The organism is Frankia sp. CcI49, assembly GCF_001983215.1.
GTDB classification, from domain to species: Bacteria; Actinomycetota; Actinomycetes; order Frankiales; family Frankiaceae; genus Parafrankia; species Parafrankia irregularis.
Genome location: NZ_MOWP01000032.1, coordinates 151318 through 165274 on the forward strand (window position 1 = coordinate 151318; position 13957 = coordinate 165274).

The following is a 13957-nucleotide window of genomic DNA, read 5'->3' on the forward strand; positions in this document are numbered from 1 at the left end:
ACGCACCGGCACGACTGAGGCCGGCGATGGACTTCTCCTTCACCGAGGAACAGGACGAACTACGCAGGACCGTGGTCGACGTGCTGACCGACCTGTCGACCGAGGCCGACGTCCGGCGCCTCATGGCGACCAGGGACGGCTACGACCGAAAGCTCTGGAGCCAGTTCGCCGAGATCGGCCTGCTCGGCCTCACCACACCCGAGCGGTTCGGCGGGGCCGGCTACAGCCTGCTGGAGGTCGGGGTCGTGCTGGAGGAGGCCGGACGGGTGTTGCTGTGCGCCCCGTACCTGTCCACCGTCGTCCTGGCGGGCACGGCCCTGCTCACCGCCGGGGACGAGGCCGCCGCCCAGGAACATCTGCCCGCCATGGCCGCGGGCGAACGGATCGCCACTGTGGCCCTCACTGAGGACTCCGCACGCTGGGACCGCGACGGTGTCACGGCCACTGCCGAGCACGGGCCCGACGGGTGGCGCCTCACCGGCACCAAGACCTTCGTCCCCGACGGGCACATCGCCGACCTGCTGATCGTCGTCGCCCGCTGCGGCGCCGAGACCGGCCTGTTCCTCGTCGCCGGGGACGCGCCCCGCCTCACCCGGACGCTGCTGCCTACTCTCGACCAGACCCGCAAGTGGGCCCGGCTCGAGCTGGACGGCACACCCGCGCAGCGTCTCGGCGCGGGCGAGGCCTGGCCGGTGATCGAGAAGGTGCTCGCCGTCGCGGCCGCCGCACTCGCGGTCGAACAGGTCGGCGGGGCCGCCCGCACTATGGAGATGGCTGTCGGGTACGCGAAGGTCCGCGAGCAGTTCGGCCGGCCGATCGGCTCGTTCCAGGCGGTCAAGCACACCTGCGCCAACATGCTCCTGCAGGTCGAGTCCGCCCGCGCCGCCGCCTACTACGCGCTGTGGACCGCCGCCACCGACTCCCCCGAGCTGCCGCTCTCGGCGTCGGTCGCCAAGGCGTACTGCTCGGAGGCGTATTACCACTGCGCCGCCGGGAACCTTCAGATCCACGGCGGCATCGGGTACACGTGGGAGCATCCGGCGCATCTGTACCTCAAGCGCGCGAAGGCCAGCCAGTTCCTGTTCGGCTCGGCCGACCACCACCGGGAGCTGGTCTCGCGGGGCGTCGGGATCTGAGCCGCCCGGCCCGCAACGCACTCGCGCCGCCGCCGGGACAGTGGTCACTGTCCCGGCGGCGGCGCGAAGTCGAGCACTGCCGGCGCCTGCTAGGCCGAAGCGGACTCGGCGGGGGCCGCGGACGCAATCGACGTGGCGGGACCGAGCGTGGCGGCCGCGTAGCCACTCACGACCTCGACACCGGCACCGTTGGTCGTGACGACGTCGAGTTCGACGATTCGCGCGCCGCCTTCCTCCGTGACGCTCGAGACCGTGAGCCGGGTGGTCAGTCTGTCACCGGGCCACACCTGGCTACGGAAACGCACACCGTAACGCAGCAGGCAGGCGTCGCCGATCAGCTCCGTCACGGCCCGGCCCGTCATGCCCATGGTGAGCATGCCGTGGGCGAACACCCCGGGGTAACCGGCCGCCTCGCGGGCGTACAGGTCATCGGTGTGCAGCGGGTTGTAGTCGCCGGAGCTGCCGGCGTACATCACCAGCTGGGTGCGGGTGAGATCCTCGGTGAGGACCGTCTCGAACACGTCGCCGACGGCGGCCGTGCCGGGCAGGGAACCACTCATCGCGACACCGCCGTCTCCGCTGGCGCGAGCGCGGGCGCGTCGGCGCTCTCGTTGGCCACCACATGTTCGGGCACCACGCTCACGCTGCGGGCGGTGACCACCGGCGCGCCCGTGGCGTCCCGGTACTCCGTGATCGTCTCGACGAACCGGAGCAGGCCGCCCCGGCGCCCGGACTTCTCCCAGGTCTTGCCCTCCGTCCGCGAGACGGTCAGCACCTCGCCGACCTGCAGCAGCCGGTGGTACTCGAAGTGCTGCTCGGCGTGCAGCCCCCCGCCGCCCGCCATCGGCTCAACACCGCTCGCGGTCCGGCCGGAACCGAGCCAGGGCTCTCCCGCCCTCGGACGCAACGGGAACTCGGGGTCGTACTGGGCGCTGGCCTGCAGGAACGTCGGGGGCGCGACCACGCTCCCATCCGCGGCCGGGGCACAGCCCGAGTCGGGGTAACCCAGCGCACGCGCGAAAAGCAGGATATGCCCCGCCTCCACAGGAAACTGGAAGTCGGTCACCACACCTCCAAGAGTCAGGCCGTACCCCGCGCATGACGATCAGCGGGTCCGGCGAATTCACGCACAGGGCACGGGACGGGCGCGGCACACCCGCGCCGAGGTCCCCGCGTTCAGCTGGACCGCAGGCCCATGCTGCGGGCGATGGCGTTGCGCTGGATCTGGCTCGTGCCACCCGAGATCGTGGCGACGATCGACTCCCGCCAGCGGAAGCTCATCACGCTCTCGGTGGAGAAGCCGTGGCCCGCCAGGATCTGCATTCCCCACCGCGCCGCCGCCACATAGGTCTCGGAGCCCTTGAGCTTGGCCATGGCACCCTCCCGGGTGCACGCCCGGCCGGCGGCGAGCAGCCACGCCGCCCGGTAGGACAGCAGCCGGGCCGCGTCGATCTCGGTCTGCAGATCAGCCAGGGCGTGCGCGAGCGACTGAAACGAGCCGATCGGGCGTCCGAACGCCTCCCGCTCGCGCGCGTAGGCCAGCGCCTCGTCGAGGGTCGCCTGCGCGGTCCCGGTGTAGGCCGCGCTCATGAGGATCTTCTCGATGTCCAGGCCCGAGAGCATGACCTCCCAGCCCCCGTTGAGCGGGCCGACGAGGTTCTCCTTCGGCACCCGGACATCGGTGAGGAAGACCTCGTTCGTCCCCAGGATGTGCCGGGCCAGCGTCGGGGTCCGCCGGACCTCCACCCCGGGCGAGTTGGGGTCGATCAGGAGCAGCGACAGCCCGCGGCGGCGTGGGGCGTCGGGGTCGGTGCGGACGTACATCGCGATAATCGACCCGGGCAGACCGGCACCCGTGCACCACGCCTTCTGCCCGTTCACGACGAAATGGTCACCCGCGTCCACCGCGCTGGTGCGCAACGCCGCGACATCCGAGCCGGCGTCCGGCTCGCTCATCGCCACCACCAGGCGGGCGCGCCCCGCCATCATCTCGCCGAGATAACGCTCGTGCTGCTCGGGAGTTCCCCAGCGCAGCAGCGTCAGACCCGGGATGAAGGTGCCGGCGTAACACATCGCAACGTCGAGGCTGGCCCGGCCAAGTTCCTCGGCGAGGATGCACAGTTCGGTGATCCCGCCCTCGGCTCCCCCGATCGACTCGGGGAACGGCAGGGACAGCCAGCCCAGATCCGCCATCGCAGTGAACAGCTCCACCGGATAGGTATCCGACTCGTCCCACTCCTTGGCACGCTCCGGCGGGCACGTCCTCGTCACGAACTCGCGCGCCGTCTTCTGCAGGAGGCTCTGCTCGTCAGTCAGTCCGAAGTCCATGTCCTCGTCCAGGTCCAGGTCCAGGGGCCACACACACGGCGCGGCCGGCAGGACGGGGAAGACAGCGGGTAGCTGGGTCCGGCCGCCCGCTTAGCCGCTGCCCGTCCACCGGACGAGCAGACCCGGCCCGCTCACGCCACGGGAGGCACGGCAGCGACAACCACCCCTGTATCAGTTAGATTTTTGCACGATATAGGAGAGGCGACAAGCGCGTCCCCACCCGGAACAAGCGCGGCAGGCCGCGTCCCCCGAGGAGAAACGTTGACGGCACAGGACACACCAGGTGGCACGGCGATAGGCACGACACAGGACACGCTCGACTCCACGGCGGCCGATGTCGCGGCCCTCCAGTCGGCCCCGGGGCCCGCCGAAGGCGGCGGCATCTCGCTGTGCGCGGGATGCTCCCGCCTGGGCCGCTGCCACCTCGGCCTCACCAGGGAGACCCTCGCCGCGGACGGCGCCGTGGTCACCGAGCTCGTCTGCGGCTCCGAGTACGAGGGCGGCCCCGAAGTGGCCCACGGCGGCTGGACGGCCGCGGCCTTCGACGAGCTACTCGGCCACGTCCTCCTGCTGCGCCAGCAGCTCGCCGTCACCGGCCAGCTCTCGGTGACGTTCACGAAACCCGTCCCGATCAACCGGCCCCTGCGCGGACGGGCGTGGATCGAACGCAGCGAGGGCCGCCGCCGGTACGTCACAGCGGAGCTGCGCCTCTACCCCAGCGGGGAGCTGCTCGCCACCGCGTCCGCCGTCATGGTCACCCGAGACTGGGCCCACTTCGAGCGCCACCGGGCCTGGCTGGCCGACGTCGACGCCCGGACGGTCAACGCGGGTACGAAGACGGGGGACACCACGACCGCCTAGCACGCAGCCCGGGACACTCCAGCCCGAATCATGCGATCAGTCAGATCGGAGATCAGTTACGTCAGAATGCTGCGACTCGGCACTGGCGGTGGCCGGCTTGGGCGCGGCCCCGAGCCGGCATCGCCACCAGAGCCAGGCCAGGGCGACGCACAAAGGGCTCATGGCGGTCGCGGGAACACAAGGTGGACGCAAACACTAGATGTCGCCGGCCGGCGGGCGGCGGGCCCGTTCCGCGTCGCGCAGCACGTTCTTGCGGATCTTCATCATCGCGGTGCGGGGAAGCGAGGGGACGATCCGCACCTCGCGTGGGACCTTGTAGTGCGCGACCCGCTCCCGCAGCCACCCCACGAGCTCGGTCTCCAGACCCTCAGTGGAGTCGGCGGTCCCGGGGACGACGTAGGCGACCCCCACCTCCCCCAGCCGCACGTCGGGGACGCCGACCACCGCGGCGGCGACGACGGCGGAATGCCCGGAGAGCACCAGCTCGACCTCGGCCGGGTAGACGTTGAAGCCCCCGGAGACGTACATGTCGGTGAGCCGGTCCACGATCCGCACGTAGCCGCGCTCGTCCCGGATCGCAACATCGCCGGTGTGCAGCCACCCGTCGGCGTCCGCGACGGGTGGGAGCGCCGCCGGCGCGTCCGGCGAGGCGTCGACCCATCTGCCCGGCGAGACGACGTACCCGCGCACGAGCAGCTCCCCCGCCTCGCCAGGAGGCACCTGGCCGCCGTCCGGGCCGACCAGGCTGATCTCCACTCCCGGGACCGGCCGGCCAACCGTGCCGGCGACGTCCTCGGCGGCGTCGCCGGGCAGGCAGCTGGTGACGAGCGCCGTGGCCTCGGTCAGCCCGTAGCCGCTGAGGACCGTCTCGAAGCCGAGATCCCGATGCAGCCGGTGGATCAGCTCAGCCGGGACCTTCGCCGCAGACGGGATGGTGGCGCGCAGGCTGGACAGGTCGAACGCGGAGCGCGCCGCCGCGGCGAACAGGTCGACGAACAGGGTGGGCGGACCGGACAGCACCGTGATCCGCTCCCGTTCCACGGCATGCAGCACCTCGTCCGCGTCGTACCGCTCGACCGGCAGCATCGTCGCGCCGTGCACCAGACAGGCCATCCAGCCGGCCTTGTAACCGAAGGAGTGGAAGAACGGCGGGATGACCAGATAGCGCTCGCCCGGGGCCAGGCCCAGCAGCATCCCGAGGTAGCCGTGTGCGCGCAGCGACTGACCGTGCCGGGACACGACGCCGCGGGAGCGCCCGGTCGTCCCGGAGGTGAACATGATGTCGCTGATGTCGTCCGGACCCACCCGGGCGATCCGGCCGCGGGCCACCGCGCGCCCGCCAGTGGGGACACCGGCGAGCAGGTCATTCCAGCTCACGTGGCCGGGCCGGGTCGCACCGCCGAGCACCACTACCGCCTCGACGCAGGGCGGTAGCGGGCCGGCGCCGGCGAGGTCGGCCAGCAGGTCGCGCCCGGCCACCTCCGGGGTGACCAGGAGCAGGCGCGGGGCGGCCCGCCGCAGGATGTCGAGCACCTCGTACCCGGTGTACCTGGTGTTCAGCGGAAGGAGCGCCGCCCCCGCGCCCTGCGCCCCAAGCGCGGCGAGGACCCACCCGGCGGTGTTCGGGCCCCACACCGCCACCCGGTCGCCTGCACGCACCCCGAGCGCCGACATTGCCGACACCGCGTCCAGCGCGTCGTCGGCGAGCTGACGATAGGTGCGCCGGGCGGTGGCGTCCACAGTCGCCTCCACGTCAGGGAAGCGCTCCGCCGTCCGCAGCAGCGCGGCGGGAATCGTCCCGCACAGCAGGTCGAAACGCGGATCCGCCGGCCAGGGCGGCGGTACCGGCCGACCCTCGGCCGGCGGATTCTCGGGCATCGTGCTCAACTCCATGTCGGCCGGCCCCGGCGAACTATCCGGCGTCGCGCAGGAGCTGGCGAGCGATGACGATCTGCTGGATCTGGCTGGTGCCCTCGTAGATCCGGAACAGTCGGGCGTCGCGATAGAACCGCTCCACCGGGACGCCGCGCATGTATCCGCTACCGCCGTGGATCTGCACCGCCCGGTCGGCGATGCGGCCCACTGCCTCCGAGGCGAAGTACTTCGCGCAGGATGGCCCGAGCCGGGTGTCGCTGCCGTCGTCGAAGGCGGCCGCGACGTCCTTCACCAGTGCCCGCGCTGCGAACAGGTCCGTCGCCGAGTCCGCGAGCAGGCCCTGGATGAGCTGGTGGGAGCCGATGACGCCGCCGCCCTGCTGGCGGGTCGCCGCGTACGCCACCGACTCGTCGACCAGGCGCTGCGACAGCCCGACGCACAGCGCGGCGATGTGAATGCGCCCGTGCGCCAGGCAGCGCATCGCCGTCGCGTAGCCGCGGCCGACCCCGTCGGCCCCGCCGATCAGCGTGTGCCCGTCGACCCGGACGCCGTCGAAGTACACGTCCGCGGTCAAGGCACCGGCCTGGCCCATCTTGGCGTCCTTGGGGCCGACGGTCAGGCCCGGAGTGTTCCGCTCGACCATGAACGCACTGATGCCCCGGCTGCCCGTAGCGTCGGGGTCCGTCCGCGCGAAGACCATGAACACGTCGGCGTCGGGCGCGTTGGTGATGTAGCGCTTCGCCCCGTCGATCACCCAGCTCTCGCCGTCCCGGCGCGCGGAGGTGACCAGCCCGGCGGGATCGGACCCGGCGCCCTCCTCGGTCAGCGCGAAGGACGCCACCCACTGCCCGGAGGCGATGTTCGGCAGGTACGCCTTCTTCTGCTCCTCGGTCGCGCCCTCGAGCAACACGTGCCCGGCTATGCCGTTGTTCGTCCCGAACATCGAACGGAAGGACGGCGTGGTGTAGCCCAGCTCGAAGACGAGGCGCGCCTCCTCACTCATCGACAGGCCGAGCCCCCCGTACAGCTCCGGGATCGCGAACCCGAACAGGCCCATCTCGGCCGCCTCCGACCTCAGGCCGGCGGGGATGACATCGGTCTGTTCGATCTCGGCCTCGGCGGGCACCACCCGCTCCCGCACGAACCGACGGACCGAGGCCACCACCTCACGGAAATCACTGTCCTGCACTGTCACCCACCCATCTGCGTTCGTCCGTCCCCGTCTTCCGTTCCCGTGATTCCGGCGCGCTGCGGATCGTGCTCAGTCGATCCGCTCGAAGATCGCGGCGATCCCCTGCCCGCCGCCGATACAGAGGGTCTCCAGGGCGTACCGCGCACCGCGCCGGTGCATCTCGCGCAGCATCGTGGCCAGGATCCGGCCGCCGGTCGCCGCCACCGGATGCCCGAGCGAGATGCCCGACCCGTTGACGTTCACCCGGTCCCAGTCCGTCTGGCCGAAGCCCCATTCCCGGCCGCAGGCGAGGACCTGGGCCGCGAACGCCTCGTTGACCTCGATCAGGTCCATGTCCGACAGCTTCAGCCCGGCCCGGTCCAGCGCCCGTGCGGTTGCCGGCACCGGGCCGATGCCCATGGTCCGCGGCGGGACACCCGCCACCGCCCAGCTCACCAGCCGGGCCAGTGGACGCAGCCCCAGCCGTCCCGCCGCCTCACGATGGGTCACGACGCAGGCCGACGCCCCGTCGTTCTGGCCGCTGGCGTTGCCGGCCGTGACTGTCGCCCCCGCGTCGGTCCGACCCATGATCGGTCGCAGCCGGGCCAGCGTCTCCAGGGTCGTGTCAGGCCGGGGATGCTCATCGGTGTCGACGACGACGTCGCCCCCGCGGCCCGGGACTGTCACCGGGATGATCTCGTCGGCGAAGCGTCCGGCCCACTGCGCCTCGACCGCGCGGCGGTGCGAGCGTACGGCCAGCTCGTCCTGTTCGGCACGGGTGATCCCGTACGCCTCGCGCAGGTTCTCCGCCGTCTCGATCATTCCGCCGGGCACCGGGAAACGCGCACCGCCGGCGGTGGTGCGTCCGCGAACGAGCGAGTCGTGCAGGGTCACGTCGCCGCGGGTGCCCCAGCGCATCGCAGTGGAGTAGAACACCGCGTTGCTCATGCTCTCCGCGCCGCCGGCGATGACCGTCTCCGACACCCCGGTCTGGACCTGCATGGCCGCTGTGACGACGCACTGCACGCCCGACCCGCAGCGGCGGTCGATCTGGAGCCCGGGGACCTCCATCCCAAGCCCCGCGTCCAGCGCCACGACCCGCCCCAGTGCCGGGGCCTCCATCGTGGGGTAGCACGAGCCGAACAGGACATCGTCGATGTCGCCGGAACCCAGCCCGGTCCGGTCCAGCAGGCCGCGGACCACGGCCGCGCCCAGCTGGTGGGCGGTCAGGGGCCGCAGCGCACCGCCGTACCCGCCGACCGCGCTGCGGACCGGCTCGCAGATGACTGCATCTCGCATAGCTCGTCACTCCCATGGCCGGTAGCCGTTGTCGGTGGTCAGCCGCGATAACCGGAACTGATCACCGCACAGCTTGACTGCATGTGAAACGCACATCGACGTCCGGCAACTGACGCTTCGCTGGCGCACGGAGCGCCGCGGGCCCGCCGGGACCTGCGGCGCTCAACGCCCCGAGAACACCGCTCTGCCAGGGCCGTGTTCCAGGAAGGACTCCATACCAGTGACCCGGTCCTCGGTGCCGAACAGGCCGATGTAGTGCGACCGCTCGACCGCGAGGCCCGCCTCCAACGGCACGCCCAGGCCCTCGTCTACGGCGAGCTTGAGCGCACGCAGCGCCAGCGCGGGCGCCGCCGCGAACGCGGCGGCACGGGCGAGTGCCGCCGCATACACCGCGCCGGGCGGGTGCACCGCGTCGACCAGGCCCGCCGACAGTGCCTCCGGTGCGAGCACCTGCCGGCCGGTGTAGAGCATGTCCTTGGCGACCGCGGGGCCGATCAGGCGGGCCAGCCGCTGGGTACCGCCGCCGCACGGCATGACGCCCAGGAGCACCTCGGGCAGGCCCAGCCGGACGTTCTCGGCCGCGACCCGGAAGTCGCAGGCCAGCGCGATCTCCAGACCGCCGCCGAGCGCGTACCCGGTGAGGGCGGCGATCGTCGGTTTCCCAATGCCCGCCACCGAGCCCAGCGTCGCCTGCAACGTGCMCACCCCGGCGACCATGCCTGGCAGGTCGGTGTCCGCGAGTTCGCGCACGTCCGCCCCTGCGGCGAAGTTCCGCTCCCCGCCGTAGACGACCACCGCGCGCACGTCGTCGCGCCGGGCGGCCTCGTCCGCCACCGCGGCCAGCTGGGCGCGCATGGCGCTGTCGAGGGCGTTGACCGGCGGGCGGTCCAGCCTGATCGTGCCGACGCCGTCGGCAACCTCGAGACGGACGGACGCCGCTCGCGGCACGGTTGTCCCTTTGAAGGTCACGCCGGCCGGTCCAGGTCCAGGGAACGCCCGACGATCTCCTTCATGACCTCGTTGCTCCCCGCGTAGATCCGCTGGACCCGGCTGTCACGCCACAGCCGCGCGATCTCGTACTCGTTCATGTAGCCGTAGCCGCCGAAGAGCTGCAGGCAGCGGTCGACCACCTGGTTCTGGGTGTCGGTCGTCCACTGCTTGAGCCCGGCCGCGTCCTCGGGCGTGAGGTCGCCGCGCAGGTGCTCGACGACTGCCTTGTCCACGTACGCCTGCGCGACCTCGCACAGCGTCTTGATCGCGGCGAGCTCGAACCGGGTGTTCTGGAAGGCGCCGAGCACCTGTCCGAACGCGCGGCGTCCGCGCACGTAGTCGACCGTCAGCTCCAGCGCCCTCCACATGACCCCGGTCGCGGCCACCCCGGCGCCCAGCCGCTCCTGCGGCAGGTTGCGCATCATGTAGCCGAAGCCCCTGCCCTCCTCGCCAACCAGGTTCGCCACCGGCACCCGCACGTCCCGGAAGAACAGCTCGGCGGTGTCCTGCGACCGCTGGCCGATCTTGTCCAGGTGGCGACCCCGCTCGAAGCCGGCCATGCCCTCCTCGACCACGATGAGGCTGACACCCTTGTGTCGCTGGCTGGGGTCGGTCTTGACCGCGACCACCACCTTGTCCAGCAGCAGGCCGTTGGTGATGAAGGTCTTCGTCCCGTTCACGACGTAGGTGTCGCCGTCGCGGATCGCGGTGGCCCGGATCGACCCGACGTCGCTGCCCGCGCCCGGCTCGCTGATCGCCAGGCCCCAGATCGTGTCGCCGGTGACGGATCCGGGCAGCCAGCGCGCCTTCTGCTCGTCCGTGGTCAGATCGATCAGGTACGGCGGCATCACGTCGCTCTGCAGGCCGAAGCCCAGGCCCGCGCTGCCGGTCCCGTACAGTTCCTCGGCCAGCACCTGGGAGTAGCGGTAGTCTCGAACGCCTTGGCCTCCGTACGCTTCCGGGGCCTCCCAGAGCAGCATCCCCGCGGCGCCGGCCCGCCGCCAGACGTCGCGGTCGACCTGCCCCGCCTTCTCCCACGCCTCGACGTGCGGCGCGCACTCCTTCAGAAAGAACGACCTGCACAGGTCCCGGAACGCAACATGTTCCGCATCGAAGTGCCTTCGTTGCACGGCGGCTGCCTCCCAGCGACGACGGCATAAGGCCTGGTGGGACGTCCGCGCGACGCCGTCAGCACGCGGAGGAACGGATGCACGGCGCACCTTCCACCGACCACCCACCAGACGTCACCTTACACAATTATCTACCTGATTATGTGTAGAATTCCGGGGCGGCCACCAGTCCGGTGGCGATCCCGGTGCCCCGTCGACCTGCGGTGACAGAGCACAGGCCGCGACAGGCGCACGACAGTTGCAGGCGACCGGAAGTGACAGAGGAGCACCCAGTGAGCTTCACGTTCAGCGAGGAACATGAGGATCTCCGCCGGATGGTCCGCGACCTCCTGGACGACACGTCACCGGAGGCCGAGGTCCGCAGGCTGATGGAGACCCCGCAGGGCTTCGACCCCGCGGTCTGGAAGCAGATAGGCGACCTCGGGCTTCTCGGGCTCGCTGTTCCCGAGCGGTTCGGCGGCGCCGGCTACGGCTTCCTCGAGGTCGGGATCGTCCTGGAGGAGGCCGGCCGCTCGCTGCTGTGCGCGCCCTACCTGTCGAGCGTCGTGCTGGCCACCAGCACACTGCTGCACTGCGGCGACGAGGCCGCGGCCGAGCGCTACCTGCCCGACCTGGTCAGCGGTGCGATACGGGGCACGCTGGCGCTCACCGAGGAGTCCGGCCGGTGGGACGAGGGCGGCGTCGCCACCGTCGCGCGGCCACGCGACGGAGCCTGGTCGGTCAGCGGCACCAAGACCTACGTCCTCGACGGGCACACCGCGGACCTGCTGATCGTCGCGGCGGTTACCGGCGCGGGGGTCGGGCTGTTCGCCGTCGAGGCCGACGCCCCCGGCCTGACCCGCGACCCGCTCCCAACGATGGACATGACCCGGCGGCAGGCCCGGCTGCGCTTCGACGAGACACCCGCCCGCCTCCTCGGCGAGGAGGGCCGGGGTTGGCCCGTACTGTCACGGGTCCTGGACCTGGCGGTGGTCGGGCTGGCGGCCGAACAGGTTGGTGGAGCGGCGAAGACCCTCGAGATGGCCGTCGAGTACGCCAAGGTCCGCCAGCAGTTCGGGAAGGCGATCGGTTCGTTCCAGGCCGTGAAGCACCGCTGCGCGGACATGCTCGTCGAGGTCGAGTCAGCGCGCTCGGCCGCCTACTACGGCCTGTGGGCAGCGAACGGTCTGACCGCCGAGCTTCCGGCGGTGGCGAGCCTGGCGAAGGCGTACTGCTCAACGGCCTACTTCACCTGTGCGGCCGAGAGCATCCAGATCCATGGTGGCATCGGCTTCACCTGGGAGCACCCCGCGCACCTCTACTTCAAGCGTGCCAGGAGCTCCCGGCAGCTGTTCGGCGACCCCGAGCACCACCGGGAGCTCGTCGCCCAGCGCATCGGCCTCTAGAGAGCCCGGAAAGGGAGCATCACATGTCCGACCTGTACGCCGACTTCCCCAGCCTCCGGCTCGAACGCCCGGAACCCGGCATCCTGGAGATCGTCTTCGACGGGCCCGGTCTGAACTCCGTGAGCCCGCGCATGCACCGGGACATCGCCGAGGTGTGGCGGGTCATCGACCGCGACCCGGACACCGACGTCGTGATCGTCCGCGGGGAGGGGCGCGGGTTCTCCTCCGGAGGGAACTTCAACCTGCTCTCGGAGATGATCGACGACTACGCCTCACGCACCCGGGTGATGCGCGAGGCCCGCGACCTCGTCTACAACCTCATCAACTGCTCGAAGCCGGTCGTCTCCGCCATCCACGGCCCGGCGGTCGGCGCAGGACTCGTCGTCGGCGTCCTCGCCGACGTGTCGATCGCCGCGACGACCGCGAAGATCCTCGACGGCCACACCCGCCTGGGCGTGGCCGCGGGCGACCACGCCGTGATCAGCTGGCCGCTGAACGTCGGCATGGCCAAGGCCAAGTACTACCTGCTGACCAACGACACGCTGACCGGAGCCGAGGCCGAGCGCATCGGCCTGGTGTCACTGGCCGTGGAGGAGGCGGACCTCCACAAGACCGCCCTCGGTGTCGCCCGGAAGCTGATGGCCGTCTCGCCCAGCGCGGTGCGCTGGACGAAGTACGCCCTGAACAACTGGTTCCGCGCCATGGGCCCATCCTTCGACGCGTCCCTCGCTCTGGAGTTCTATGGCTTCGGCGGACCCGATCCGGCCGAAGGCATGAGCGCCATCCGAGAGAAGCGCGCGGCGCGGTTCTCCGGCCCGACAGGCGACGAACCCACCGCGCCGGCCTAGAGGTTTCACGCGTGCCACGCGTCCGCGTGGGCCGACCGTTCACGGCCCACGCGGACGCGTGAGGAGCGGGCGAGAAGCACCGACGCGCCTGGCGACCCCGCGTATCCTTGGGGCCGCACCATCCGCAGATCACCAAACGATCAACGTGCGCCGCCGACAAGGAGCCCGTCCCACCGTGACCACGGCCGACCACGTCCGCGTTCCCAAAGCCGGCGAATTGGTCGCGGGCCAGCTCCGGCGCCAGATCATACGCGGCGAGCTGGCGGAGGGCACGATGCTGCCGTCCGAATCCGTTCTGATGGAGCGCTTCGGCGTCTCGCGGCCGACCCTGCGCGAGGGGTTCCGCATGCTGGAGGCGGAGGGCCTGATCACCGTGCTGCGGGGAGCCCGCGGCGGCGCCCGAGTGCAGGTGCCCGAGCCGGCCTCCCTGGCCCGCCAGGCCGGGGCCATCCTCCAGCACCGCGGGGCCAGCCTCAAGGACGTCTACGAGATCCGGACCCTGCTGGAGACGCAGGCCGCTCGGATGCTGGCGACGAGCCTCACCCCGGCGAAGATCGCCCGTCTCGAGGAGCTCGTCGCCGCGGAGGAGGTCGCCATGAAGAGCGGCTCCCAGGCGGACTTCCTCGCCGCCGACGAGGCCCTGCACCTCGGTGTGGTGGAGCTGGCCGGCAGCAAGACCCTGGATCTTCTGGTGCGGGTCCTGTACGCGGTCATCGAGTCGGCGATCGCGTCCTCCTCGGCCACCCCGGCGGCGAACCGGATCCCGACCATGCACCGGCGCACCCACCGCAGCCACGAGAAGCTGGTGGAGCTGGTCCGCGAGGGCAACGCGGCCGACATCGCACAGTACTGGCACCAGCACCTCGAGGCGGTGGGGGAGTTCCTGCTCCAGGACCTCCCCGCCGAGTACGTCGTGGATCTGATGAGCTGAGTC

General features: G+C 71.3%; 13 protein-coding genes. 5 read left to right on the top strand and 8 right to left on the bottom strand.

The window, feature by feature from the left end; translation table 11 throughout:
• Positions 1–26: 26 nt before the first annotated feature.
• The gene (locus tag CcI49_RS29110; protein ID WP_076831549.1) at positions 27–1136 is read left to right on the top strand and encodes an acyl-CoA dehydrogenase family protein; all 1110 of its coding nucleotides are present in this window, start codon (positions 27–29) and stop codon (positions 1134–1136) included.
• Between the two features lie 89 nt (positions 1137–1225).
• On the opposite strand, the gene CcI49_RS29115 is transcribed toward CcI49_RS29110, so the two are convergent.
• The 3 genes from CcI49_RS29115 to CcI49_RS29125 all read right to left on the bottom strand — a co-directional run bounded on the left by CcI49_RS29115 (position 1226) and on the right by CcI49_RS29125 (position 3464).
• Complete coding sequence (locus tag CcI49_RS29115) at positions 1226–1696, bottom strand: MaoC/PaaZ C-terminal domain-containing protein (RefSeq protein WP_076831551.1); 471 nt, start codon at positions 1694–1696, stop codon at positions 1226–1228.
• Positions 1693–2202 (bottom strand): MaoC family dehydratase N-terminal domain-containing protein, encoded by a 510-nt coding sequence (locus tag CcI49_RS29120; protein ID WP_076831864.1) that lies wholly within the window; start codon positions 2200–2202, stop codon positions 1693–1695. Before CcI49_RS29120 ends, CcI49_RS29115 begins: the two co-directional genes overlap by 4 nt.
• Positions 2203–2312: 110 nt before the next feature.
• Positions 2313–3464, bottom strand: a complete 1152-nt coding sequence (locus tag CcI49_RS29125) for an acyl-CoA dehydrogenase family protein (protein ID WP_076831867.1) — start codon at positions 3462–3464, stop codon at positions 2313–2315.
• Positions 3465–3725: 261 nt separating this feature from the next.
• Here CcI49_RS29125 and CcI49_RS43655 point away from each other — a divergent pair, with 261 nt between their 5' ends.
• Positions 3726–4325, top strand: coding sequence for a PaaI family thioesterase (locus CcI49_RS43655; RefSeq protein ID WP_241840293.1), 600 nt, complete (start codon positions 3726–3728; stop codon positions 4323–4325).
• Positions 4326–4520: 195 nt separating this feature from the next.
• On the opposite strand, the gene CcI49_RS29135 is transcribed toward CcI49_RS43655, so the two are convergent.
• The 5 genes from CcI49_RS29135 to CcI49_RS29155 all read right to left on the bottom strand — a co-directional run bounded on the left by CcI49_RS29135 (position 4521) and on the right by CcI49_RS29155 (position 10790).
• Entirely contained in the window at positions 4521–6203 is a 1683-nt protein-coding gene (locus tag CcI49_RS29135) for an AMP-binding protein (protein WP_076831874.1), read from the bottom strand.
• Positions 6204–6237: 34 nt separating this feature from the next.
• Positions 6238–7389 (bottom strand): acyl-CoA dehydrogenase family protein, encoded by a 1152-nt coding sequence (locus tag CcI49_RS29140; RefSeq protein WP_076831554.1) that lies wholly within the window; start codon positions 7387–7389, stop codon positions 6238–6240.
• Between the two features lie 72 nt (positions 7390–7461).
• Positions 7462–8670: an acetyl-CoA C-acetyltransferase gene (locus CcI49_RS29145; RefSeq protein WP_076831557.1), complete on the bottom strand. Its 1209-nt coding sequence runs from the start codon at positions 8668–8670 to the stop codon at positions 7462–7464.
• 162 nt (positions 8671–8832) lie between these two features.
• A complete protein-coding gene (locus CcI49_RS29150) occupies positions 8833–9639 on the bottom strand; it encodes an enoyl-CoA hydratase/isomerase family protein (protein WP_241840294.1) in 807 nt (268 codons plus the stop codon).
• Positions 9636–10790 carry an acyl-CoA dehydrogenase family protein gene (locus CcI49_RS29155; protein ID WP_076831560.1) on the bottom strand — a complete coding sequence of 385 codons (1155 nt, stop codon included), beginning with the start codon at positions 10788–10790 and terminating at the stop codon, positions 9636–9638. The genes CcI49_RS29150 and CcI49_RS29155 overlap by 4 nt, the downstream gene beginning before the upstream one ends.
• Before the next feature lie 272 nt (positions 10791–11062).
• Between CcI49_RS29155 and CcI49_RS29160 the strand changes: the two genes are divergently transcribed.
• The 3 genes from CcI49_RS29160 (at position 11063) to CcI49_RS29170 (ending at position 13954) form a co-directional block, all read left to right on the top strand.
• Positions 11063–12175, top strand: coding sequence for an acyl-CoA dehydrogenase family protein (locus CcI49_RS29160; protein ID WP_076831563.1), 1113 nt, complete (start codon positions 11063–11065; stop codon positions 12173–12175).
• A gap of 23 nt (positions 12176–12198) precedes the next feature.
• The gene (locus CcI49_RS29165) at positions 12199–13023 is read left to right on the top strand and encodes an enoyl-CoA hydratase/isomerase family protein (RefSeq protein ID WP_076831567.1); all 825 of its coding nucleotides are present in this window, start codon (positions 12199–12201) and stop codon (positions 13021–13023) included.
• A gap of 175 nt (positions 13024–13198) precedes the next feature.
• Positions 13199–13954: an FCD domain-containing protein gene (locus tag CcI49_RS29170; RefSeq protein ID WP_241840295.1), complete on the top strand. Its 756-nt coding sequence runs from the start codon at positions 13199–13201 to the stop codon at positions 13952–13954.
• Positions 13955–13957: the final 3 nt, after the last annotated feature.

Bases quoted from the DNA above. Each gene is read 5' to 3' on its own strand.
- CcI49_RS29110 (WP_076831549.1), top strand. From the start codon at position 27: ATGGACTTCTCCTTCACCGAGGAACAGGACGAACTACGCAGGACCGTG.
- CcI49_RS29115 (WP_076831551.1), bottom strand. From the start codon at position 1,696: ATGAGTGGTTCCCTGCCCGGCACGGCCGCCGTCGGCGACGTGTTCGAG.
- CcI49_RS29125 (WP_076831867.1), bottom strand. From the start codon at position 3,464: ATGGACTTCGGACTGACTGACGAGCAGAGCCTCCTGCAGAAGACGGCG.
- CcI49_RS29135 (WP_076831874.1), bottom strand. From the start codon at position 6,203: ATGCCCGAGAATCCGCCGGCCGAGGGTCGGCCGGTACCGCCGCCCTGG.
- CcI49_RS29145 (WP_076831557.1), bottom strand. From the start codon at position 8,670: ATGCGAGATGCAGTCATCTGCGAGCCGGTCCGCAGCGCGGTCGGCGGG.
- CcI49_RS29165 (WP_076831567.1), top strand. From the start codon at position 12,199: ATGTCCGACCTGTACGCCGACTTCCCCAGCCTCCGGCTCGAACGCCCG.